General features: G+C 51.1%; 19 protein-coding genes and 1 pseudogene. 5 read left to right on the forward strand and 15 right to left on the reverse strand.

Translation table 11 applies throughout. The features are described 5' to 3' along the window. Positions 1 to 33: 33 nt before the first annotated feature. Positions 34 to 180, reverse strand: a pseudogene (locus MJ769_RS07380) (IS1595-like element ISCARN11 family transposase); the annotation flags it as partial. Positions 181 to 346: 166 nt separating this feature from the next. Between MJ769_RS07380 and MJ769_RS07385 the strand changes: the two are divergent. Next, entirely contained in the window at positions 347 to 1537 is a 1191-nt protein-coding gene (locus MJ769_RS07385) for an ATP-grasp domain-containing protein (protein WP_239235784.1), read from the forward strand. 266 nt (positions 1538 to 1803) lie between these two features. Then, positions 1804 to 2808 (forward strand): class 1 fructose-bisphosphatase, encoded by a 1005-nt coding sequence (locus tag MJ769_RS07390; protein ID WP_239235785.1) that lies wholly within the window; start codon positions 1804 to 1806, stop codon positions 2806 to 2808. Positions 2809 to 3033: 225 nt separating this feature from the next. Here the strand turns inward: MJ769_RS07390 and ubiB are convergent, their stop codons facing one another. The 7 genes from ubiB to MJ769_RS07425 form a co-directional block, all read right to left on the reverse strand. Beyond that, positions 3034 to 4551 (reverse strand): ubiquinone biosynthesis regulatory protein kinase UbiB, encoded by a 1518-nt coding sequence (ubiB, locus tag MJ769_RS07395; RefSeq protein ID WP_239235786.1) that lies wholly within the window; start codon positions 4549 to 4551, stop codon positions 3034 to 3036. Between the two features lie 206 nt (positions 4552 to 4757). Then, positions 4758 to 5330, reverse strand: a complete 573-nt coding sequence (locus tag MJ769_RS07400) for a ubiquinone biosynthesis accessory factor UbiJ (RefSeq protein ID WP_239235787.1) — start codon at positions 5328 to 5330, stop codon at positions 4758 to 4760. A 2-nt stretch (positions 5331 to 5332) separates the two neighbouring features. Beyond that, positions 5333 to 6178, reverse strand: coding sequence for a Tim44 domain-containing protein (locus MJ769_RS07405; RefSeq protein ID WP_239235788.1), 846 nt, complete (start codon positions 6176 to 6178; stop codon positions 5333 to 5335). Positions 6179 to 6399: 221 nt separating this feature from the next. Continuing rightward, positions 6400 to 7134, reverse strand: a complete 735-nt coding sequence (gene ubiE / locus MJ769_RS07410; RefSeq protein WP_239235797.1) for a bifunctional demethylmenaquinone methyltransferase/2-methoxy-6-polyprenyl-1,4-benzoquinol methylase UbiE — start codon at positions 7132 to 7134, stop codon at positions 6400 to 6402. A gap of 1 nt (position 7135) precedes the next feature. After that, positions 7136 to 7531: a gamma-butyrobetaine hydroxylase-like domain-containing protein gene (locus MJ769_RS07415; RefSeq protein WP_239235871.1), complete on the reverse strand. Its 396-nt coding sequence runs from the start codon at positions 7529 to 7531 to the stop codon at positions 7136 to 7138. Positions 7532 to 7684: 153 nt separating this feature from the next. Further along, positions 7685 to 8254: a BON domain-containing protein gene (locus tag MJ769_RS07420; RefSeq protein WP_239235798.1), complete on the reverse strand. Its 570-nt coding sequence runs from the start codon at positions 8252 to 8254 to the stop codon at positions 7685 to 7687. Positions 8255 to 8356: 102 nt separating this feature from the next. After that, on the reverse strand, positions 8357 to 8701 hold the full coding sequence (locus tag MJ769_RS07425; RefSeq protein WP_239235800.1) for a YraN family protein: 345 nt from the start codon (positions 8699 to 8701) through the stop codon (positions 8357 to 8359). 270 nt (positions 8702 to 8971) lie between these two features. On the opposite strand from MJ769_RS07425, the gene rsmI reads away from it, so the two are divergent. After that, entirely contained in the window at positions 8972 to 9796 is an 825-nt protein-coding gene (gene rsmI / locus MJ769_RS07430; protein WP_239235802.1) for a 16S rRNA (cytidine(1402)-2'-O)-methyltransferase, read from the forward strand. A 44-nt stretch (positions 9797 to 9840) separates the two neighbouring features. Continuing rightward, positions 9841 to 10872, forward strand: coding sequence for a dihydroorotase (gene pyrC, locus MJ769_RS07435; RefSeq protein ID WP_239235804.1), 1032 nt, complete (start codon positions 9841 to 9843; stop codon positions 10870 to 10872). A gap of 65 nt (positions 10873 to 10937) precedes the next feature. On the opposite strand, the gene MJ769_RS07440 is transcribed toward pyrC, so the two are convergent. After that, positions 10938 to 11720, reverse strand: a complete 783-nt coding sequence (locus tag MJ769_RS07440; RefSeq protein ID WP_239235813.1) for a ParA family protein — start codon at positions 11718 to 11720, stop codon at positions 10938 to 10940. Positions 11721 to 11777: 57 nt separating this feature from the next. Beyond that, positions 11778 to 13604: a glutamine--fructose-6-phosphate transaminase (isomerizing) gene (gene glmS / locus MJ769_RS07445; protein WP_239235815.1), complete on the reverse strand. Its 1827-nt coding sequence runs from the start codon at positions 13602 to 13604 to the stop codon at positions 11778 to 11780. Positions 13605 to 14090: 486 nt separating this feature from the next. On the opposite strand from glmS, the gene MJ769_RS07450 reads away from it, so the two are divergent. Continuing rightward, positions 14091 to 14966, forward strand: coding sequence for an HDOD domain-containing protein (locus MJ769_RS07450; RefSeq protein ID WP_239235817.1), 876 nt, complete (start codon positions 14091 to 14093; stop codon positions 14964 to 14966). Between the two features lie 61 nt (positions 14967 to 15027). On the opposite strand, the gene MJ769_RS07455 is transcribed toward MJ769_RS07450, so the two are convergent. The 5 genes from MJ769_RS07455 to MJ769_RS07475 are packed head-to-tail and all read right to left on the reverse strand — an operon-like array spanning position 15028 to position 20503. Continuing rightward, positions 15028 to 16707, reverse strand: a complete 1680-nt coding sequence (locus tag MJ769_RS07455; protein ID WP_239235818.1) for a complex I subunit 5 family protein — start codon at positions 16705 to 16707, stop codon at positions 15028 to 15030. After that, on the reverse strand, positions 16704 to 18215 hold the full coding sequence (locus tag MJ769_RS07460; protein WP_239235820.1) for a proton-conducting transporter transmembrane domain-containing protein: 1512 nt from the start codon (positions 18213 to 18215) through the stop codon (positions 16704 to 16706). Before MJ769_RS07460 ends, MJ769_RS07455 begins: the two co-directional genes overlap by 4 nt. Further along, the gene (locus MJ769_RS07465; protein WP_239235822.1) at positions 18212 to 19654 is read right to left on the reverse strand and encodes a complex I subunit 5 family protein; all 1443 of its coding nucleotides are present in this window, start codon (positions 19652 to 19654) and stop codon (positions 18212 to 18214) included. The genes MJ769_RS07460 and MJ769_RS07465 overlap by 4 nt, the downstream gene beginning before the upstream one ends. Then, positions 19647 to 19967, reverse strand: coding sequence for an NADH-quinone oxidoreductase subunit K (locus MJ769_RS07470; protein WP_239235824.1), 321 nt, complete (start codon positions 19965 to 19967; stop codon positions 19647 to 19649). The genes MJ769_RS07465 and MJ769_RS07470 overlap by 8 nt, the downstream gene beginning before the upstream one ends. Next, positions 19964 to 20503, reverse strand: coding sequence for an MnhB domain-containing protein (locus tag MJ769_RS07475; RefSeq protein WP_239235826.1), 540 nt, complete (start codon positions 20501 to 20503; stop codon positions 19964 to 19966). The genes MJ769_RS07470 and MJ769_RS07475 overlap by 4 nt, the downstream gene beginning before the upstream one ends. Positions 20504 to 20576: the final 73 nt, after the last annotated feature.

Raw genomic sequence — 20576 nt, forward strand, 5'->3', positions numbered from 1 at the left:
GCGCATATCACCACCAGGGGTATTCTATATATTCATGTGCCAACCATGAATGCCAAGACATATAGTGCAGGAGAACCCATCCCTCCAGCGAATCCAATCAAGGTAGTCAAGGCCGGCGACACCAACCGACAAATAAGCGAGAAATTCAGCATAGTTGCGCGTGTAATCAGCCCCAGCCAGAGGAGTCGAGGATTGTGATTGAGCATTCTCTGATTACAATGCATAACTGTACAATTTCAGCAAATAGCTGGATACCCCATCAAAGCAAGCCTGAAAATCATATATAAAGCTATACATGATTCTGTATTGCAACATCTTTAACGCTTTATAAAGCCAAAGCAAAAAAATGCAAAATTTACAAGCTTTGCTAGTGGGCGAAAATGCCGAATTAATGATAGCTGTGCCAACTTTATTGAGCAGGGCAGGTTTTGCAGTGGACATCATAACCAATAACTATATTTTTAAAAAACATCCCGCTATAAGAAATTTTGAATTTGTAGCCAACTCTGATGACATAGCTAAAGTTGTTTCTGAAAAAAACAAAAATAATTACTCGTTAATTGTTATTGGTGACGACGGAACATTAAAAAAAATCTTGGATTCAGATTTGTCAGCTGAAGAAAAAATAGAGCTCTTACCAATTCAGACAAGAAAAAATCTTGATCACATATATTCCAAAATTGGGCTTTCCAGAGTATTTCAAGAGTTTGGAGTTAACACGCCCGAATTCCGCATAGCAAATGATAAATCAGAGTTAAAACGATCCGTTGAGACTTTAGGATATCCAGTTTTCGTCAAGGTTGATTCCTCAGGCGGAGGTTTCGGCGTATTTGATTGTTCGAGCAATGACGATGTTGAAATTTTATTAAATAAATTGCAAACATATCCTGTGCTGATACAAAAAAAGATTCAAGGCGTTGAGTTAGATTTAAGTGGCTTTTATCAAAATAGCAAGTTGATACATTTTAGCTATTCAAGGATAGAGAGGGCTAAAAGCAAATTTGGCGCATCTGTACTAAGAACGTATGTACAAATAGCACATCTACAAAAAAATATTTTTGATGAATTAGTTTGTTTAGGTGAGGCGCTTGGAGCAAATGGCTTCGTGAATATTGCCTGTATCAAATCAGATCACGATAAAAAATTATATTTTATTGAAGCAGACATGAGACCTACCGCTTGGGTTGATTTCTCAAAATTTTTCGGGGATGACCCCGCCGTTCAAATTAAAAAATTCTTTTCGAATGGGCATACATTACAACATCCTTATCCAATTAGTTCCGCGTATCCTGACAAAATTCTCTTGCCATATTTTTCAAGAATCAAGTTATGGGAGTTAGCAATAAATCGTTATTACGTTTGGAGGTACATTCCAAATAAAGATCATCTTGCAATTATTTTATATCTCATTATCAGAAAAATTAAAACAATGGTAATTAACAAATTTAAGCCATTGATACCTGAAAAGCACTGGATAAGACTTAAACGCAGCTATCAGAAATCGAGGAATTGCATTCTTCATATACTTGTGAAATAAATTAAAGGGCACCTCTAAAATGACGCGCGCGAATTAAACAGAAGTACTTTTGTAAATTTATTATTAATCAAGTAACTTGACCTTTTATTTCATTATTCTCTCAGCACTACAACTTTCGGGGCACGCAAGGTTGTGGGTTGCATGTCTAAAGTTCAGTTAATGTTGTAAATGCAAAGCTTAAGTATCTTATAGGCGTGGAGAGGGAATGCAAAAACCTGTAAAATGTTGAAATTCAAAACTCTCTTAATTTAAGGTAAGGAAAACACATGAGCAAAAATCTGGTGAAATTCATTATCGAAGAACAAAGGCAATTGTCAAGTGCAACTGGTGACTTCACTGGGTTGCTCAGTGACATCATTTTGGCCTGCAAGCAAATTGCCCATAGTGTTAACAAAGGTGCCTTGACTGGTGTTCTGGGGAGTGCAGGCAGTGAGAATATTCAAGGTGAAACGCAGAAGAAGCTGGATGTAATAACCAATGACATTTTCATCGCAGCAAACCAATGGAACGGCCATCTTGCCGCGATGGCATCTGAGGAAATGGATGACATCTATCCAATACCTGCTAAATATCCAAAAGGTAAGTACTTACTTACATTTGATCCACTGGATGGCTCATCCAACATTGACGTAAATATCTCCGTCGGCACGATTTTTTCGATTTTACGTTGCCCCGAAGGAGTGACCAACCCAACTGCAGAGGATTTCTTGCAGCCGGGCACTAAACAAGTCTGCGCTGGATATGCACTATATGGCCCTTCCACAATGTTAGTGCTTACTACCGGACATGGGGTAAATGGCTTTACGCTGAACAATGACATTGGGGAGTTTATGCTGACTCATCCGAATATGAGCATTCCGGCCGATACCCAGGAATTCGCCATCAATATGTCCAACCAGCGTTTCTGGGAAGCTCCGGTACAGCGATATGTGGATGAATGCGTAAAGGGTAAAACGCCAGGGGGACGTGAAAAAAACTTCAATATGCGCTGGGTGGCTTCGATGGTTGCAGAAGTGCATCGCATTCTGATTCGCGGCGGCATCTTTATGTATCCATTCGACAACAAGGAGGTAGGCAAGGCAGGAAAATTGCGTTTACTCTATGAAGCCAATCCGATGTCTTTCATCGTGGAACAAGCAGGCGGGGTATGCTCCACGGGTCGCGGACGCATAATGGAACTTAAGCCAACGGGATTGCATCAACGTGTACCAGTGATTCTTGGCTCGAAGAATGAAGTAGAGCGTGTGGTGGGTTATCACAAAGAAGCGTGACACAATTGCATGAATGCCGCTGACCTACTATCAAAACCAATCGGGTGGGGCAGTCCGCTTGGTTTTGAAGCGGTTTCACGAACTGGCAGGGCAATTCAGGTTGAAACAGTCAGCATCTCCATACGTCAAAAGCACTACACTGATTAATCTTAGTCGTCCCTGAAAAGCCTCATTTTTAATGGCGCCCTAAGTTAACCGAAGAGTTACTCAATCAAAATACTCTGCCTAACCGCGCACAAAATACAAAACAATCAGCCCGAATAAAATTAACGCGACCAATGTAACCAGTTGGTTTATTTGTTTTTGTTGTGACACTAGTTCACGCAATACGCTTGCAATTTGCACACCGGATTTTTCATTTAAGGTCTGGTGCAGCAGACGCGGTAGCTGCGGTAATAGAATCGCATAGTGTGGTGCCTCTATTTTTAGCGCATTAAGAAAACCGCGCCAACCAATTTGTTCGCTCATCCAACGCTCCAGCCACGGCTTGGCGGTTTTCCACAAATCCAATTCTGGATCAAGTTGCAGGCCCAGCCCCTCGATATTAAGCAAGGTTTTTTGCAATAGCACGAGTTGTGGCTGGACTTCGATGCCGAATTGGCGCGAGGTCTGAAACAGGCGCAGCAACACACGTCCGAAAGAAACTTCACGCAAGGGGCGGTCAAATATTGGCTCGCACACTGCTCGAATGGCGGCCTCCAGCTCATCAACCCGTGTATTCGCAGGTGCCCAACCAGACTCTATGTGTGCCTCTGCCACACGTTTGTAGTCGCGCTGAAAAAAAGCAATGAAATTCTGTGCGAGATAATGCTTGTCGGAATCTGTGAGAGTACCCATGATGCCGAAATCCAGTGCAATGTAGCGGCCATCCGCTGCTACCTGCACATTGCCGGGGTGCATGTCAGCATGGAAAAAACCATCGCGAAATACTTGGGTGTAGAAAATTTCCACGCCATTGGCCGCCAGCGTAGGAAGGTCAATACCGGCCGCACGTAGCGCGTCCACATGGTTGACGGGAAGGCCATCCATGCGTTCCATCACCATTACTTCTTCTGTACACCAATCCCAATAAATTTCCGGGACTAACAGCAGTTTTGAATTGGCAAAGTTGCGTTTTAATTGGCTGGCACTGGAGGCTTCACGCATCAGATCGAGTTCATTACGCAGATGCTTTTCAAATTCCTCTACCACTTCGCGTGGTTTGAGTCGCCTACCGTCTTCCCACCAGCGTTCAATTAAACTGGCGCATATCTCAAGTAGTGCGATGTCATGCGCAATAACAGGTGCGATGCCGGGGCGCAGTATTTTTATTGCGACTTCGCGTCCATTCGGCAGCACTGCAAAATGTACTTGAGCGACCGAGGCACTGGCAATGGGTGTTTCCTCAAAGCTGTAAAATACGTCATTAAGGTTTTTATTGTAGGCAGCTTCCAGTAAAGCCACTGCTTGTGCAGAAGGAAAGGGCGGCACTTGGTCTTGCAGTTTGGCGAGTTCGTCGGCGAGATCGACAGGAATTAGGTCGCGGCGGGTGGAAAGCATTTGTCCGAATTTTACAAAAATCGGACCCAGGCTTTCCAAAGCATGGCGCAATCTCACGGCACGCGGTGCAGAGGTGTCACGTGCGAATAGCAGCAGGTTGATTGGCACCAGTAGCCAGCGCGTGCGTGAATGCGCAAGCAAAAACTCATCCAAGCCGAAGCGCAGTACGACAAAAATTATTTTTAGTAGGCGTAACAGGCGCATGAAAATTTCACGAAGATTTGATTGTTTTGTGGTCCGAGTGAAGTATTCGGCCGTATTTTAGAAAATTGCTCTTTGTTTTATTTTATTCCAGTCGTCTCAAAGCCGCATAAACACGACCGCTGTATACCTTGAAAGAAAATCAGCTTTGTGTCTTTTAAAGAACAGTTAAATGGTTTGCGGCATACTATAAAGACTAGCAAGAGTTTTCAGGAATTAGATAATCGACTGATGCGTTGCTCCAGTCGCGCTACGTCGTCGCGCAGCTTGTCCGTCTGTTGGACGAAATCTGCAATATGAGTGGATTTAGCAAGCAACGGGGACTCTTCCGTCCAGTATTCTGCCAGCGCTTGCGACAGGTTAAATGCCGCATCCTGTACATGTTGCTGGCCAGACTTGGCATATAGCACGATACGTTCGGCAGCAATATCGCCAGTCACCCGGCTTAAGTCTTCTGCTGCATCCCAGTGCAGATGACGACTGAGATAAAAAATTTCGGTGAGTAGTGCGGTATCGCCGCAACTTTCAATTTGCGCGGAAGCAGCTTCATCATGCAATACCAGACGCGGCAGCAATGAAGGCGGAATGACACAGCTTGCATCGGCACTTACATCGGTTGAGGCAGCGCACAGCGTGCCATCATTTTGAATAGTATATGAAAAAATAAACGGCGCGATGGTGAACCGCGCCGTCTTGCCTGCATGGATTGCCATCCGCTGCAACGCCCAGCCACTTTGGGTAAGCAAGTGGTTCAGTGCAGAAACGGTCGGCTGAAACAGCATGTTTAAGCTACTTGCTGGATTCCGGATAGTAACCAGACTGCCTTTTCATCGCGTAAGTTTTTCTGCACATGCCACACTTCATCGAAGCTCTCCGACATGCCGTTATTTTCGCTCAATTGGCCGCTCATACGCACACTGGCAATGGCATAGTCGCCTTCATTGACCACCTCAATAATCTGAGTATCGATCGCCTGCACATCTGTTTTTTGGGGGGCATCACCACGTTCCTGTAACTGCAAGGAAATTTCAGCGAACATTTCCGGCGTAGTGTATTCACGAATGTCATTGAGATCCTTACGGTCATTTGCGGCCTGCAGGCGGATAAATGAAGTCTTGGCGCTACGCAGGAAAGCTGCAACCGGGAAGTCTGCCGGAATGTTATTACTGCTATTGGATAAAGGTGCATTGCTTGCTGCGCTACCGCCTGCAAACGGCTGTTGTCTAGATTCTGGCTGGTAAGATGATGTGCCACTACTTACATACTGCATGGCGGGTTGCTGCGTCTGCGATTTGCGAAACCGGGAAATCAGGAACATCACCAAACCTACGGCCAGTAGCGCCATCAGAATGGCACCCATTACGCCACCTAAACCGCCTAGACCACCAGCGAACATAGCGCCCAAGCCTGCACCTATTGCCAAACCAGCCAAGGGTCCAAGCCATTTATTACCTGCCGCAGGCGCTACCGGGGCAGGTGCGGCAGCGGGTGCCTTGGCCGCTTGCTGCGGACTCATGGTGCGTTGTTTACCAATGTTGCCGCCCCCGCCCATGCGCCTAGCCTCGGCGGTTACGGTAAGCATGGAGAAAATAGCCAGGGTAAAAGTCAAAAACAATAGGAAACGTTTCATGGAATACCTTAATTTAATAGCTGACAAAAAAGGGAATAAAGTATAACACTACATTTTTAGTTCACGTGCAAAATGTAAAGTTGCATTTTGCAGACAAAATTTTCTATGTCCTTAAAATATTTGAATATTAAATCCGAGTTTCAACTTTGTCAGCTTGCATGAGGTAAGTTAAATATTGAACGTTTATGGAGTGCGTTGCAGAAATTTTTGAAACATTCATGTTAAATTTTATAACCCTTGTGCAACGCTACTATTCCAGCATTTAGGTTGAAATATTCAACACGAGAGAGCCCGGCTTCTTCCATCATGCGCTTAAGCTCCTCTTGCGATGGATGCATGCGGATAGATTCTGCCAGGTAGCGGTAACTGCCTGCATCCTTGGCGATCAATTCACCCAATTTGGGCAGCAGTTTGAACGAGTAAGCATCATACATCGGCTCCAGCGGTTTCCATACCTTGGAAAACTCAAGCACCAGCAAACGACCACCGGGCTTAAGTACTCGCTGCATTTCACGTAGCGCAACATCCTTGTGAGTCACATTGCGCAGGCCAAAAGCAATGCTGACACAGTTGAAATAATTAGAGGGAAATGGCAAATTCTCTGCATCACACTGTACAGCAGGCATAATTAGGCCATTATCAATCAAGCGGTCACGGCCGACACGCAACATAGCGTTGTTAATGTCGGTGAGCAAAACTTGGCCGCTGTTGCCAACACGCTGGGCAAACTGACGTGAGAGATCGCCAGAGCCCCCCGCTACATCCAGTACTCGTTCCCCTTCTCGCACGCCGCTGATCTGGATGGCGAAGCGCTTCCATAGCCGATGTAGACCAACTGACATGAGGTCGTTCATAACATCATATTTGCTGGCGACGGATGTGAATACCTTAGCTACGCGCTCGGCTTTTTCTGTTTCCGCGATAGTTGCGAAACCGAAATGAGTTGATTTGTTCATTTTATTTTCCGGGTTTATCGAGTGCGTCGTCGGGAAGATGTGGAACACGGCTCTCTCCCGCTTCTGCCAATTTGCATAAATATTCGTGCCACAACGCATCCTGATACTTCCCTAACTCATGCAAGTAATCCCAAGAATAAAGACCGGTATTGTGGCCATCATCGAAAGTCACTTTGATGGCGTAGCTACCTACGGGTTGGACGTCAATCACGCTCACATCTTGCTTGCCGATCTGCAGCACTTCCTGACTCGGGCCGTGCCCACGTACGGCGGCAGAAGGCGAATGCACGCGCAGAAATTCATAAGGCAAGCGGTAGCGTGAGCCGTCATCGAAGGCGATTTCCAGCAGCTTCGATTGCTGATGCAGGGTAATTTCTGTGGGGTTAAGCATGGTCATTAAAATGGACGCACATATTTTGTTCGGCAGCGTAATCATAAAAAGGTGGGGCAGCAATAGAACGTCGTGTTCCATGCCGCCTTGGTTTTTCTAGCACAAATTTTGCGTAGAAATTTTTTCTGTTTGAAACTTGGCGAGCTAAACAGGCGGCATTTAATCGAGGTATTCAAATACCTTTACGACACGCTCCACGCCGCGCGAGTTGCTGGCGATCTCTGCGGCTGCTTCTGCTTCCTTGTGATAGACCAGACCCATCAAGAATACTGAGCTGTTTTCAGTAATGACTTTGACATGCTCAGGCTGAAATCCTTGGCGGTTATTGAGGAAACGCAGCTTAATATTGCTAGTAATTATGCCGTCATTACTACGCCAGGATAAACTAGTCAGAGTGGATACCTGCAGTTCGTTATTAACCGTTTTTACATTCATCAAGCTTGAAACTGTTTTTTCAACATCAGCTTTAATTGTTTCGTTAGGTACTTGGCCAGTAATGAGCACACGGCGATTGAAACTAGTGACATTCACATAAACGGTGTCTTTATATTGGGCATTGATTTGATGGAGTGCCTTGTTTTCGATGTTTTGATCTTCAAGAATAATGCCGGCAGTACGGCGATCTGATGATACTAGCGCACCCGCGCCGACACCCGCAGCGATTATCGGAAAGCATCCTTGCATCGCACCTAGCAAGATAGCCAGTAATAGGTAATTTAAATAACGCATGTTCCCCTCTCACTAATATGTCGTCTAAGTGCTGACAGACTCTGCTGATCTAAGTCCATTGTGCCAAAAATCTGCTGCGATACATTTGAATGTTACCCGAAATCAGGCGGTAAAAGCATTCTTGATCCATTCCACTTGAGCGCTATCCAGCGTATTAAGCAACAGCGCATCAAAACGGCAAGGTGGAGTACGGCTCAGTGTGGCGAGGTAATGCTGAGCGGTGCGTATCAGTCGAGCCTGCTTGGTCGCATTAATGCTGGCCGCAGCTCCCCCGAAATCACCACGACTACGCAAACGTACCTCGGCAAATACCAGTGTGTCGCCATCTTGCAGAATCAGGTCAATTTCGCCATAACGGCAGCTATAGTTTCGTTGCAGCAACTTGAGGCCATGTCGTTGCAGAAACTCTGCCGCCAATTGCTCGGCCAGAACTCCCCGTGTACTCATACTCGCTGCGGTACTGATCTCTGTGCATACAAATCTCTGTGCATACGAAACGTATTGACCGCGAGCGCATAAAAACGTTCCATTTCAGGGTGTAATGGTGGGTTTGCATGCAGGCAATCATCCATGTCAAGTTTCAAATAAGGGACGACCGAACCTTTGAGAGTGGCACAGCCTCCCACGCTCACGTATAGTACGACGGCTAACAAGCAACAAGTAAAAGGAAGTGCAGTGCATAGTGGCCAAAAACAAAAATTAGAATGTGCATTATATGTGGTTGCCACCCCAATTGGGAATTTGCGAGATATCAGTTTGCGCGCATTGGATGTGCTGATATCGGCCGATTTCATTGCTGCTGAAGACACGCGTAATACTGCAAATCTGCTGATGCATTACTCCATAGCGGCAAATAAGTTAATGGCATTGCACCAACACAATGAACGGGGGGCGGCAGAAAAAGTGATCTCGCTGCTGGCCAGAGGTCAGTCAGTTACCTTGGTATCCGATGCCGGCACGCCGGCGATAAGCGACCCCGGTGCGATATTAGTGGCAGAAGTGCGCGCCGCCGGTTATCGCGTGATCCCCATCCCTGGAGCGAACGCCGCATTAGCAGCCCTGTCTGCCGCCGGCCTGGCTGAACCGCACTTCCTGTTTTATGGGTTCCTGCCTAACAAATCAGCTGCACGTTGCCGCGCGTTACAAGAGCTGATCGCCTTACCTTATACCTTGATATTTTATGAAGCTCCGCATCGCATTTTGGAATGCGTGACTGACCTGCAAGGCATTTTCGGCGGTGATCGGGAAATTGTATTTGCGCGCGAAATAACCAAACTTTTCGAAAGTATTCAACGATGTTCCCTCGCCGAGGCACTGGTTTGGCTGAATGGTGATACCAACCGTCAACGGGGTGAGTTCGTATTACTGGTTTCCGGCGCGGTAGCGCGACAGGAAGGGTTGGATGCAGACGTTGAACATGTATTGGCGGCGCTGTTGCACGAATTACCGCTTAAGCAGGCGGTACAGCTCGCTGTGCGTATTACTGGGGCAGGACGTAACGAACTATATCAACGCGCACTTTCACTCAAGTCCTCAGCTTAATCCAGGACTCAGTATCATTTTGACAATCGGATAAAATATCTGCCATGGAACTAAAACTAACCCGACCCGACGACTGGCACCTGCATTTGCGCGATGGGTCGTTAATGCACGCCGTGCTACCTGACACCGCACGCCAATTCGCCCGCGCCATCGTCATGCCCAACCTTCGCCCACCGATTACAACCACCGAACAGGCGCAGACCTACCGCGCGCGTATCCTCGCCGCGTTACCTATAGGTTCGCATTTCGAACCGCTGATGACTTTATATCTAACCGACAACACTACTGCGCAAGAAATTCGGTCAGCAAAGCAAAGCGGCATAGTGCATGCAGTTAAATATTATCCTGCAGGCGCCACCACCAACTCCGATTCGGGCGTCACTGACATTCGTAAGACCTATCCCGCTCTGGAAGAAATGCAGCATTGTGGAATGCCGTTGCTTATGCATGGTGAAGTAACAGATACAGCGGTAGATATGTTCGACCGCGAGGCAGTATTCATAGCCCGCGTGCTGCAACCACTGCTGCACGACCTACCCGATTTGCGCGTAGTTTTCGAACATATCAGCACGATAGACGCCGCGCAGTTTGTGAAGAACGCGCCAGAAAATGTCGCCGCCACGATCACCGCGCACCATCTGCTATACAATCGCAATGCCATGCTCAGCGGCGGTATCCATCCGCACTATTACTGCCTGCCCGTGTTGAAGCGCGAAACACATCGTGAAGCATTGCTTTCAGCGGCTACCAGTGGTAACAAAAAATTCTTCCTCGGCACCGACAGTGCCCCCCATGCACAACATACCAAAGAGTCTGCTTGCGGCTGCGCCGGCATTTACACCGCCCACACCGCCATCGAGCTATATGCAGAAGTTTTCGAGCAGGTTGGGGCGCTAGATAAGTTAGAAGGTTTTGCCAGTTTTTATGGCGCTGATTTTTATCGTCTGCCGCGTAACGCTCAAAGCATTACCTTGCGTAAGCAGGAATGGCAAGTGCCTGCGACAGTTGGGTTTGGAGAGCATCAATTAGTGCCATTGAGAGCAAGTGAAATGGTGAAGTGGAAGCTGGTAGAGTGAAATTGTGAGCTAACAACCTGCAAGCAGTGGTACTCTATTTCAGGTTAAGGCGTCCTGTTTGAAAATCAAACTGCCACTCTTTCTTCAAAAAATCCGCTTTTAATCAACTCTATTGTTAACGCCTTGTAATCCGCTGCACCGGGACTGTGCGGAGCGTAAGTAAAGACATCTTTACCATGCATTGGGCTCGTGGCAAGCGCAACGTTTTCACTAATGCGCGTATTGCATACCAATGAACCATAACGATCCCGAAGTTTGTCGAAAATTTCATACGAAAGCTTACGCCGCGCATCGAAGCGGGTCACCACAATGCGACGCTCGAATATACGTTTGAGTTTGACCTCAAGCACATTAAGTGCTGAATCCAGGAGATGTACGCCGTGTAGCGAAAGAAAGTCCGCCGAAACCGGAATCAACACTCGATCAGATGCGAGCAGCGCGTTAAGCGTTAGCACGCCTAACATAGGGCAACAATCAATCAGGATAGGCGCGCCAGTGAGTGCCAAATCTTCACTCAAGCCTTTTTTTAACATGGTTGCAGCCTTGGGATTGCTACCATAAAGCACGTCGATCTTGGATAACTCGAGCGAAGAAGAAATGATCTGCCAGCCAGCTGGTGTATCGCGCAGAAGGTTGGCAAGCGGGGTATTCAACCTAAAAAAAGCAGCCATGCCGGCATCAGCTAAAGTGACATCCTTCAGCCCACATGCCAAGCTTAAATGTCCTTGGGGGTCAAGATCAAGAACGATGGGATTCCGCTGCCCCCTGGCCAGCGCAGCGGCAAGATTGAGGCAGGTGGTGGTTTTGCCCACCCCGCCCTTTTGATTGAATACAGCGATAACCGCCATTCTGGAAAAACTCCATGGTAATGGGCAGATGCGAAACAAGCATAACGAGCTGCCCTATCACTCTACCGTGACAGATTTGGCCAGATTGCGCGGCTTGTCGACATCAGTTCCCTTTTGCAATGCCACGTAATATGCCAGCAGTTGCAATGCAATGGTGTGCAGAATAGGGCTTAAATATCCGGCGTGCTCGGGCATTTGCATTAGATGTACGCCCTCGCCCGAATGAAAACGCGTGTCCGCATCGGCGAATACATACAATTCGCCACCTCGTGCGCGCACCTCTTGCAGGTTGGATTTGAGTTTTTCCAGCAATGCGTCGTTAGTGGCAACGGCGATAACCGGCATGTCCTTGTCCACCAAGGCTAGTGGTCCGTGCTTTAATTCACCAGCGGGGTAGGCTTCGGCGTGAATGTAAGATATTTCTTTAAGCTTAAGCGCGCCTTCCAGTGCGATGGGATAGTGTAGCCCGCGCCCGAGGAACAGAGCATGATGCTTGCTGGCAAAACGCTCGGCCATCAGCGCAATATCAGGCTCGAGTGTCAATACCAATTGAACCGCGCTGGGCAAATGGCGCAACGCTTGCAAGTGGTACTGTTCTTTTTCTACACTCAATTTGCCACGCAACTTGGCGAAAACCAGAGTAAGCAGGAACAAAGCCGCTAATTGTGTGGTAAATGCCTTGGTTGAGGCGACCCCAATTTCCGGTCCAGCGCGCGTCAAAAAATGTAGCTTTGAGAGTCTAACCAGCGCGCTTTCCGGCACATTGCAGATAGAAAGCGTATGTGGGTGCCCTAATGTTATAGCGTGGTTGAGTGCAGCCAGAGTATCGGCGGTTTCACCTGATTGAGAAATGGTAACTACTAGCGCTTTGGGATTGGGCACGCTCACACGGTAGCGATATTCGCTGGCGATTTCCACGACACATGGAATGCCGGCGATTTCTTCGAGCCAGTAGCGTGCCACTAGCCCCGCATGGTGACTAGTACCACAGGCGAGAATGAGGATGCTTTCAACTTGTGCGAATGCAGCTGCGGCCTCGGCACCGAAAATGCCGGGTATCAGCGACTGGCTGTTACATACACCTTCCAACGTATCCGCAAGCGCTTGCGGCTGCTCGTGAATTTCTTTCTGCATGTAGTGACGATATTCGCCCAGCTCCATGCTTGCGCTAGACAGTTTACTGACGTGCATCAGACGCTCCACAGATTGTCCCTTGGCATCGAAAATCCGGTAACCTTTCAAGCTGACTTCTGCCACATCGCCTTCTTCCAGATACACCACATTATTTGTCACCGGCAACAGCGCTGATACATCCGATGCGACGAAATGCTCCTCAATTCCCACACCCAACAACAACGGGCTACCCTTGCGCGCACAAATAAGCTGGTTTGGATTGTCTGCTGCCACCACGCCAATGGCGTAAGCGCCCACCAATTCGGCAAGCGCCGCCTGAGTTGCAATCAACAAGCTATTACCGCGCGCATAGTGATGGTTAATAAGATGAGCAATAACTTCGCTGTCAGTGTCGGACGTGAATACGGCACCTTGCGCAGCCAAGCGTGTACGTAGTGCTTCATAGTTTTCGATTATGCCATTGTGTACCACGGCAATGAGATTGCTACTCAAGTGCGGGTGCGCGTTACGCTCACTGGGCACACCGTGAGTAGCCCAGCGTGTATGTGCAATACCGATAAAACCGCTGGTAGCCGTGCTTTGCGTGGATAACTCCGCAACTCGTCCGATACTGCGAATGCGTTGCAACGCATTGTCCTCAACGACCACCAATCCAGCCGAGTCATAACCCCGATATTCCAAGCGCTGCAGGCCTTGCAGAAGAATAGGGACGACATTACGTTGCGCTATTGCACCAATTATTCCGCACATGATTAATTCCGTATGTATTACAAAAACTAATTGTAGCAAGAATGAGACTTGTGCCGTAAGGTCGAATATTTTTAAAACGTAACTCATTGATGATAGCGCACGTCTTGAACCGTGCAATCTTCGGGTGGCTTTTCAAGTAGCTCCCATATCTTTAATCTTTGCTGCGTTCATTTTGACATCAGATAGTTTTGTTCAATTGAGCACTTACCGTTAAAATCGGGACTTGAAATTTGCTCCCTTTTGTTTTCGTCTGATGAGCTGTTGGCGATCACAAAAAACTAAATCTAGGCAATGAAAAGCAGTTGCTTTACTATCTGCAATTTCCGCTTATTGCTGTAAGCCTTTATTCATGGTTGAAAGTGCGCTGTCTGAAACCGGATTGTCGTGAAGATCCACAATGTACGCGACCAGCAAGTTGTTTGATCTAGAGTTGCGGTAGCAGCATTTGAACAATTATTATTAAATATTAATCCATTAGGAGGCGACATGAGTGCCAGCAGTTCACCAGTTAATCTGAAAGACGCTATACAACGCCTGGACACGCTGCCAACTATGCCAGCTATCGCTCAGAAGATTCTCGCCCTTGATCTTGAAAGCGACGAGGGTGAACGGACAATGCTCAAACTAGTTGAAAAAGACCCACAGATCGCTGCGAAGCTTATCGGCTTGGCAAACACGCCTTTATTCGGTGCCTCCAGACGTGTCTCCTCTGTTACAGACGCTTCGATGTTACTTGGCATTACACGCGTCAAAGCTGTCACCTTGGGTATTGCGGTGATGTCATCAATGATAAAGGAACCTGTGGGTAAGCTGGATGCTCAAGGTCTCTGGTTACACAGCTTGGCTATTTCTTTGGCTGTGAGAATCATTTCACAAGCTATGCCGCGCAACACACGCCCTCTCGACGACGAAATATTTTTGGCGGGACTGCTGCATGATATCGGCTATATGGTGCTGAATTATCTCGACCAGAAACGTAGTGATGAATTACAGACCCAATTTATTTCTCAACCGGATCGACCTTCCGCTGAAATCGAAGCCGAACTGCTGGAAATGAACCACTGTGAACTGGGTGCCGAGCTAGCCCGCTTTTGGAATCTACCGGAAAGCATCATTGCAGTGTTGCGCTACCACCATGACCCTGACAATGAGCTTGCGGCTATTGGCCAACCGTTGGTCAGCATGGTTAACATCGCGGAAAAAGTGCTAGTCGCCTTCGGCATTCCAGAGCATGGGCCAACCGAAATCAGTCCTGGAGAGTGGCAAGCTTTGGGCATTGATCCGTCAAAGGCAGATGACTTGATAACGCAGATTAACAAGCAGGCGGAAGAAGCGCGGCAGGCAGCAGCTAATTTATCCTAAATTCAAATATTCAATCTCCGTTATTTGTATTCTTTGAATCGAAATATTGTCGGTGTTGCTATCAAACTGTCGGGGAGTGCGCCACCAGCAGCAGCGCACATGCCAGGGCGACAAGCACAAACAACCACAAGCCCCCAACCAGCGGCCAGTTGCACAGAATTTTCTCCAAGTGACAGATTCTGGAGATATATACCAGCGCAGCGGGAAAGACTCTTTTTGATCGGAATGAATAGGGTAAGGAAACACGGCGCAGGGTAGCCGCCGCCCGTTCCAGCCACACCAACACATCCCCCGGCGGGATGGCCGGGCCACGCCATCCGCGCCACCAAGCGGCATAGGCGAGAAGTGCGACCACGAGCATCGGCCAAGCCGCAGATACCAGACCCGAGCCAGACAGCACTGCTACCACGGTGCTGTCATCGGCTTGCATCCAGGCCAGTGCCGCTACCGCCGTCAGCACCACCAGCCAAGGTGGCAACAGGCCGATACCGTCATCCTGCTTGCCTCCACTAGGTGTCAACAGCAGAAAGCGGACCATGAGCATACCTGTACCCACGGCGGCCAGGGGTAAGGTCCAGGCCAGTAGTTCCGGCCAGGGCGTGGGCAGTCCCGCCAAGGCAGCCTTCAATTGCGTCTTGGCGAGCGCACCACTGGTGAACGGCGCGCCTGCCAAGGCCAGGGCGGGCAGCAGCAGGCCTGCCATCACCCAGCCGTTGCGACCGAACCGCTGCGCCACCCCCACGCCCAGGAACAATGCGCCCTTGGCCAAACCATGATGCAGGGAATATAGGCCAATCGCCGGCAGCAGCAGAGACCATGCCTTCGGCAGCAACAGGCCGGCACCCACGGCCAGGGTCATGAGGCCCATCTGGCTGATGCTGGAATAGGCCAGTAGTGTTTTCGGCTGTCGCTGTACCAGCCCTGCCACGACCCCAAAGAACGCCGCAAAAAGACCCAGGCCCAGTATCACCGCACCCAATGCTGGCACGGTCGCCTCGCCCAGAGGCAGGAAACGCAGCCAACCCAGCAAACCTGCCTTGATCATGGCTCCGGAAAGCACAGCGGAGGCCGGCGTGGGCGCGACTGGGTGCGCAAGTGGCAGCCACATATGCAGCAACGGCACCCCGGCCTTGACGCCAAAGCCCAGAAACAATAAGGCATAGGCAAGATTGGGCATCTCCATTGCCGCTGCCCGCGCCATTTCCGGCAGAAAGTGAGTTTGCGCCGCCCCTGCCAGCAGGAGCAAACCAGCGATAAGCAGTGCTTCTCCGAGCACCGCCATGATGAGATAAACCCGCCCGGCTCGCCGCGCCTCGGCATCGCCCTCGTGCACCACCAATCCATAAGCTGCGAAGGTCATTACCGCGAAGGTGAGATAGAAACTGGCCGCATCCATCGCCAGGCATACCCCCAGGTTGCCACTCAGGGTGGCCAGAAAAAAGGCGATAAAGATATGTCGGCGCGGATCCTTGGCCAGATAGCTGTGGGCATATAACCCTGCCGTCAACCACAACAAGGCGGTGAAAAACAGAAACAAGCGCCCAGTTTCATCCAAACCGAAACGACTGCCCAGCAGAAGCCAGGGTATATCTAGCGTGTAAGCATCGGGTGCCACCAGCGAAAATGCCAGGCCCGGTAACGCTGCCCAAGGCGCCAGCAGCATACCCATGCGCCGAGTAGCCGGGAGCAGCACCAGTCCGGCTAGCAGCAGTGGGAGAATGAGGACAATTGACAGGTTCATGGCAGCCAATACAGATATTCACGATCGGCGATCAGCTTGACCCAGTTCAGAGGCGACATCGCGCTGGCGGCGAACAAACCCACAAGCACTGTGGCAACGGCGGTGACGAGTGGCGGGACGAGCAGCAGCCAGGCGGTCTCACGTCCGTTTTGCATCGGTATGTGCTCCCCCGGCCACGCTTCCGTTCGCGGCTGAAACCAGACCCGGTACAAGACCGGTAGGAAGTAGGCTGCATTGAGCAGGCTCGATGCCAGCAGCACCGCAATCACCCAGGGCATCTGCGCCTCCAGAGCACCCAAGCCCAGATACCACTTACTAATGAAGCCGGCGAGCGGCGGCAAGCCGATCATGCCGAAGGCGCCGATCGTGAAGGCGGCAGTGGTCCACGGCATGCGCCGGCCGACGCCATCCATCTCGCTGATCTTGTGGATGCCCAAGGTCTCGGCATAATTGCCAGCACAAAAGAATAACGTAATCTTCATGATGCCCTGATGTACCAGATGCACCATGCCTCCGATGGTGGCCATCGGGCCGAAGATGGCCACTCCCAGAGCGATGTAAGATACCTGGCTGATGGTGGAATAGGCCAGGCGCCGTTTTAGATCGTCCTGAAATAACGCGCACAACGACCCCCAAATGATGGTAACCGAGGCCATTACGGCCAGCGGCATCAGCAAATGCAGCGACTGGGCGAATTCCACGCCATAGACGTCGTACACCACGCGCACGATACCGAAAGCACCAGCTTTCACTACTGCCACAGCATGCAGCAACGCCGATACCGGCGCCGGCGCCACCATCGCCAGGGGCAACCAACCATGCAGTGGAACCAGAGCGGCCTTCACCCCCAACCCGGCGATGAGCAGAAAGAAGATGACCTGCAACTGGCCGGTGTATTCCGGCCCCAAAGCCGCTAACATGCCGCCCTGGGTAAACTCCACCTGTCCGGCCAGGCCGTACAGCCAGACGGTGCCGATCAGGAGCAGCGCGCCACCACCGAGGGTGTAGGAGAGATAGACCTGTCCCGCACGCATGGCCTGTTCAGTGCCGCGATGCACCACCAGCGGATAGGTGGACAGGGTCAAAAGTTCGTAGAAAACAAAAAAAGTGAACAGATTGCCTGCCATCGCCACCCCCATGGTGGCGGTGACGCACAGACTGAAGAAACCGAAGAAACGACTGCGATGCGGCGAGCCTTCCATGTAGCCGATGGCATACAGCGTGGTCAGGAACCACAGTGCCGCCGAAAGGGTAACGAACAGCATAGCCAACGCATCGGCCTTGAAAACCAGATCCAGCCCGGGCAGGATGGTATGGCGGAAGATATATTCCTCGCCGAGCATTACACCTCTCAGTATGTAAAAGATGAGCAGTAACTTCAAGGTCGCGCCGACCATGTTGAACAGGTTACGCAGGCCGCGCCGCTCCTCGGGCAAAGTGAAGATGATCAGGCCTGGCAGTAGAGAACTGACCAGCACCAGCAGGGGCAGGGTTTCGTTGAGACTCATGTTGCCCCCAGCAAGCTCAATACCTCGCCGCCGCCTAGCCCCAAAACGAGACTGGCCAGGGCGAGCAGTAAAACGGGCCACTCCAACATGCGCGGCAAAAGTTTGAAATTCGCTGTCTCCTCGACTGGCAGAAAGGCCTGGCGCAACACCTTGAATATGTAGGCTGCGGAGAGCAGGCCGCCCACCACCATCACCACGATCCACCACCATTGCCCGCTGGCCTGCGCCGCACCCAGCAGCAGCCACTTCGCAGCAAAACCGCCCGACGGTGGCAGACCCATGATCGTCACGCCGGCTAGCGCGAAGGTGAACAGGGTCAGTGGCAGGCGCGCAGCCACGCCGGCGATGCCTGATATCTCGTCGCGCCCGGTGGCGATGATCATCGCCCCTACCGCCGCGAACATGGCAGCTTTCGCCAGCCCGTGCGCAACCACCTGCAGCACGCCACCCTGCCAGGCGCTTGCCGCTACCTCCGCCGATACCCCTGTAGCGAGCGGGAAAAGCAAAAATAGATAGCCTATCTGCGCCACTGTGGAATAGGCCACCAACATCTTCAGATGGGTCTGCCGTAGCGCCAGAAACGAACCCCAGAGTATCGCGGCAGCACCCAGCGCGCCTAGCAACTGTGCCGCCGCAACGCTGGTGATGGGTTCAAACAGATCGAACCACAACCGCAAGATGAGATAGAACGAGGCCTTGATTACGAGGGCCGAGAGCAGGGCCGACACCGGCGCCGGCGCGCCGCCATGAGCGGGCGGCAACCAGATGTGGAAGGGAAACAGTGCGGTCTTGAGCATCAACCCAAGTAGCATCAGTGCCGCTGCCAGCGACACCACTGCGGGCGCATCCGCAGCGATCAAGGGTATCAGCGCCGCCAGTGATACGCTACCGTAAACGCCATAGAGCAGCGCTACACCCAGAAGGTAGGCGCCGGAACCGAGCAAGGCGGCCAGAAGATAGCGCATGGCCGCCGTGATTGGCCCTGCTCCGCCCGCCAATGCCACCAGCCCCACCGCTGCCAGACCGAGCAACTCCAGCGTAACGTAAATATTGAACACATCGGCAGACAGGAACAGCGCGTTCATGGCTGCCAACAGATAACCGGTCAGCGGCCAGAAATATCGCAGGGAATTGGCATGACCTGCGAAGTAGGCGCGCGCGTAAAAAACGAGCGGCAAAGCCACTGTTTGGGTCAGCAACAGCATCACCGCGCTGAGTCCGTCGGCCATTAGGTCGATACCCAGCGGCGCGCCCCAGCCGCCGACGGCGTACACGCGCACGCCGCCGGCCACGATCTGCTGCGCCAGCATTGCCGCCAAGGCAAGTTGCAGTATCAGGCCCGCCACAGGCAGTCGGCCACCCTGCCCCGGTCCATGCACAAAGGCCAGGGTCGCCCAGATCAAGGGCGACAGGATCAGCCAGGGAATGGGATCAAACATCCAGCCTGTCCTTTCCCGACTTTTCTTCCGGCAGTCGCATCTCGCCGCTCATATCCAGCAGTTGCCGCGCCAGTGCCAAGGCCAGGGCAGTGGCGGCGATAGCGACGACGATACCGGTCAGCACCATAGCCTGAGGTACGGGGTCGGGGGTGCCGGCGCGCTGGGCCAGACCAACCATCACCAAGAAAATACCGCTGCCCATGATGTTAAAGGCAAGAATCTTACGCAACAAATGTGGCTGTAGTATTAAGCCAGCCACGCCGAGGACAAACAGCGCCGTGCCGGTGAGGGCGTAAACCAAGGCAGCGTTCATGCCTGAGCCCTCGAATCGGCCAGTATGAGATAAAGCCCGGCCAGTATGAGGCCAAGCGAAAAAGTCAGGCTTGCCTCGATCATTAAGATCAGCGCACCGGCCCAGCCGGGCGGATATTGCAATAGGGTGCCTTGCGCCATGAGCGCTACCGCTACCGCGATAAAGACCAACAAGCCAACCGCGAGCCCGGCGCGCAATGTCCGACCCGGCGTGACCCAAGCTGGCAGCAGGCCGGCCAGATGCAAAAGCACCCCTGCCCCAGCCAACACCGCCCCAGCTTGGAATGCGCCGCCTGGCCGGTGCGCCCCCGCCCACAATATATAACCTGCTACCAGCAGCATCAGTGGAACCAGCACCCGGGCCAGGGTTTGCAGCACCGGGTTGGCGGTGAAAGGGCGATGTTGGTGGTCGGACACGTGACGCGGCAAGGCCAGAATGCCTAACAGAGCCAGCAGCAATACGGCTATCTCCAGTAATGTATCGTAGCCGCGAAAATTGAGCAGCACCGCAGTCACCGGGTGCACCACGCCGCTCATGTCGAGCTGCGCCGTTAGCTGTTCCGGCAGGTTCACGGCGGCAACCGGTAGGTCCAGTATTGCCCAGCCAAGG

This window comes from Candidatus Nitrotoga sp. BS (assembly GCF_927797785.1).
Lineage (GTDB): Bacteria > Pseudomonadota > Gammaproteobacteria > Burkholderiales > Gallionellaceae > Nitrotoga.

Bases quoted from the DNA above. Each gene is read 5' to 3' on its own strand.
- MJ769_RS07455 (WP_239235818.1), bottom strand. From the start codon at position 16,707: ATGAACCTGTCAATTGTCCTCATTCTCCCACTGCTGCTAGCCGGACTG.
- MJ769_RS07465 (WP_239235822.1), bottom strand. From the start codon at position 19,654: ATGTTTGATCCCATTCCCTGGCTGATCCTGTCGCCCTTGATCTGGGCG.
- MJ769_RS07440 (WP_239235813.1), bottom strand. From the start codon at position 11,720: ATGGCGGTTATCGCTGTATTCAATCAAAAGGGCGGGGTGGGCAAAACC.
- ubiE (WP_239235797.1), bottom strand. From the start codon at position 7,134: ATGAACAAATCAACTCATTTCGGTTTCGCAACTATCGCGGAAACAGAA.
- ubiB (WP_239235786.1), bottom strand. From the start codon at position 4,551: ATGCGCCTGTTACGCCTACTAAAAATAATTTTTGTCGTACTGCGCTTC.
- MJ769_RS07420 (WP_239235798.1), bottom strand. From the start codon at position 8,254: ATGCGTTATTTAAATTACCTATTACTGGCTATCTTGCTAGGTGCGATG.
- MJ769_RS07405 (WP_239235788.1), bottom strand. From the start codon at position 6,178: ATGAAACGTTTCCTATTGTTTTTGACTTTTACCCTGGCTATTTTCTCC.
- MJ769_RS07450 (WP_239235817.1), top strand. From the start codon at position 14,091: ATGAGTGCCAGCAGTTCACCAGTTAATCTGAAAGACGCTATACAACGC.
- MJ769_RS07415 (WP_239235871.1), bottom strand. From the start codon at position 7,531: ATGACCATGCTTAACCCCACAGAAATTACCCTGCATCAGCAATCGAAG.
- MJ769_RS07425 (WP_239235800.1), bottom strand. From the start codon at position 8,701: ATGAGTACACGGGGAGTTCTGGCCGAGCAATTGGCGGCAGAGTTTCTG.
- glmS (WP_239235815.1), bottom strand. From the start codon at position 13,604: ATGTGCGGAATAATTGGTGCAATAGCGCAACGTAATGTCGTCCCTATT.
- MJ769_RS07475 (WP_239235826.1), bottom strand. From the start codon at position 20,503: ATGAGCGGCGTGGTGCACCCGGTGACTGCGGTGCTGCTCAATTTTCGC.
- pyrC (WP_239235804.1), top strand. From the start codon at position 9,841: ATGGAACTAAAACTAACCCGACCCGACGACTGGCACCTGCATTTGCGC.
- MJ769_RS07390 (WP_239235785.1), top strand. From the start codon at position 1,804: ATGAGCAAAAATCTGGTGAAATTCATTATCGAAGAACAAAGGCAATTG.
- MJ769_RS07400 (WP_239235787.1), bottom strand. From the start codon at position 5,330: ATGCTGTTTCAGCCGACCGTTTCTGCACTGAACCACTTGCTTACCCAA.
- MJ769_RS07460 (WP_239235820.1), bottom strand. From the start codon at position 18,215: ATGAGTCTCAACGAAACCCTGCCCCTGCTGGTGCTGGTCAGTTCTCTA.
- MJ769_RS07470 (WP_239235824.1), bottom strand. From the start codon at position 19,967: ATGAACGCTGCCTTGGTTTACGCCCTCACCGGCACGGCGCTGTTTGTC.
- MJ769_RS07385 (WP_239235784.1), top strand. From the start codon at position 347: ATGCAAAATTTACAAGCTTTGCTAGTGGGCGAAAATGCCGAATTAATG.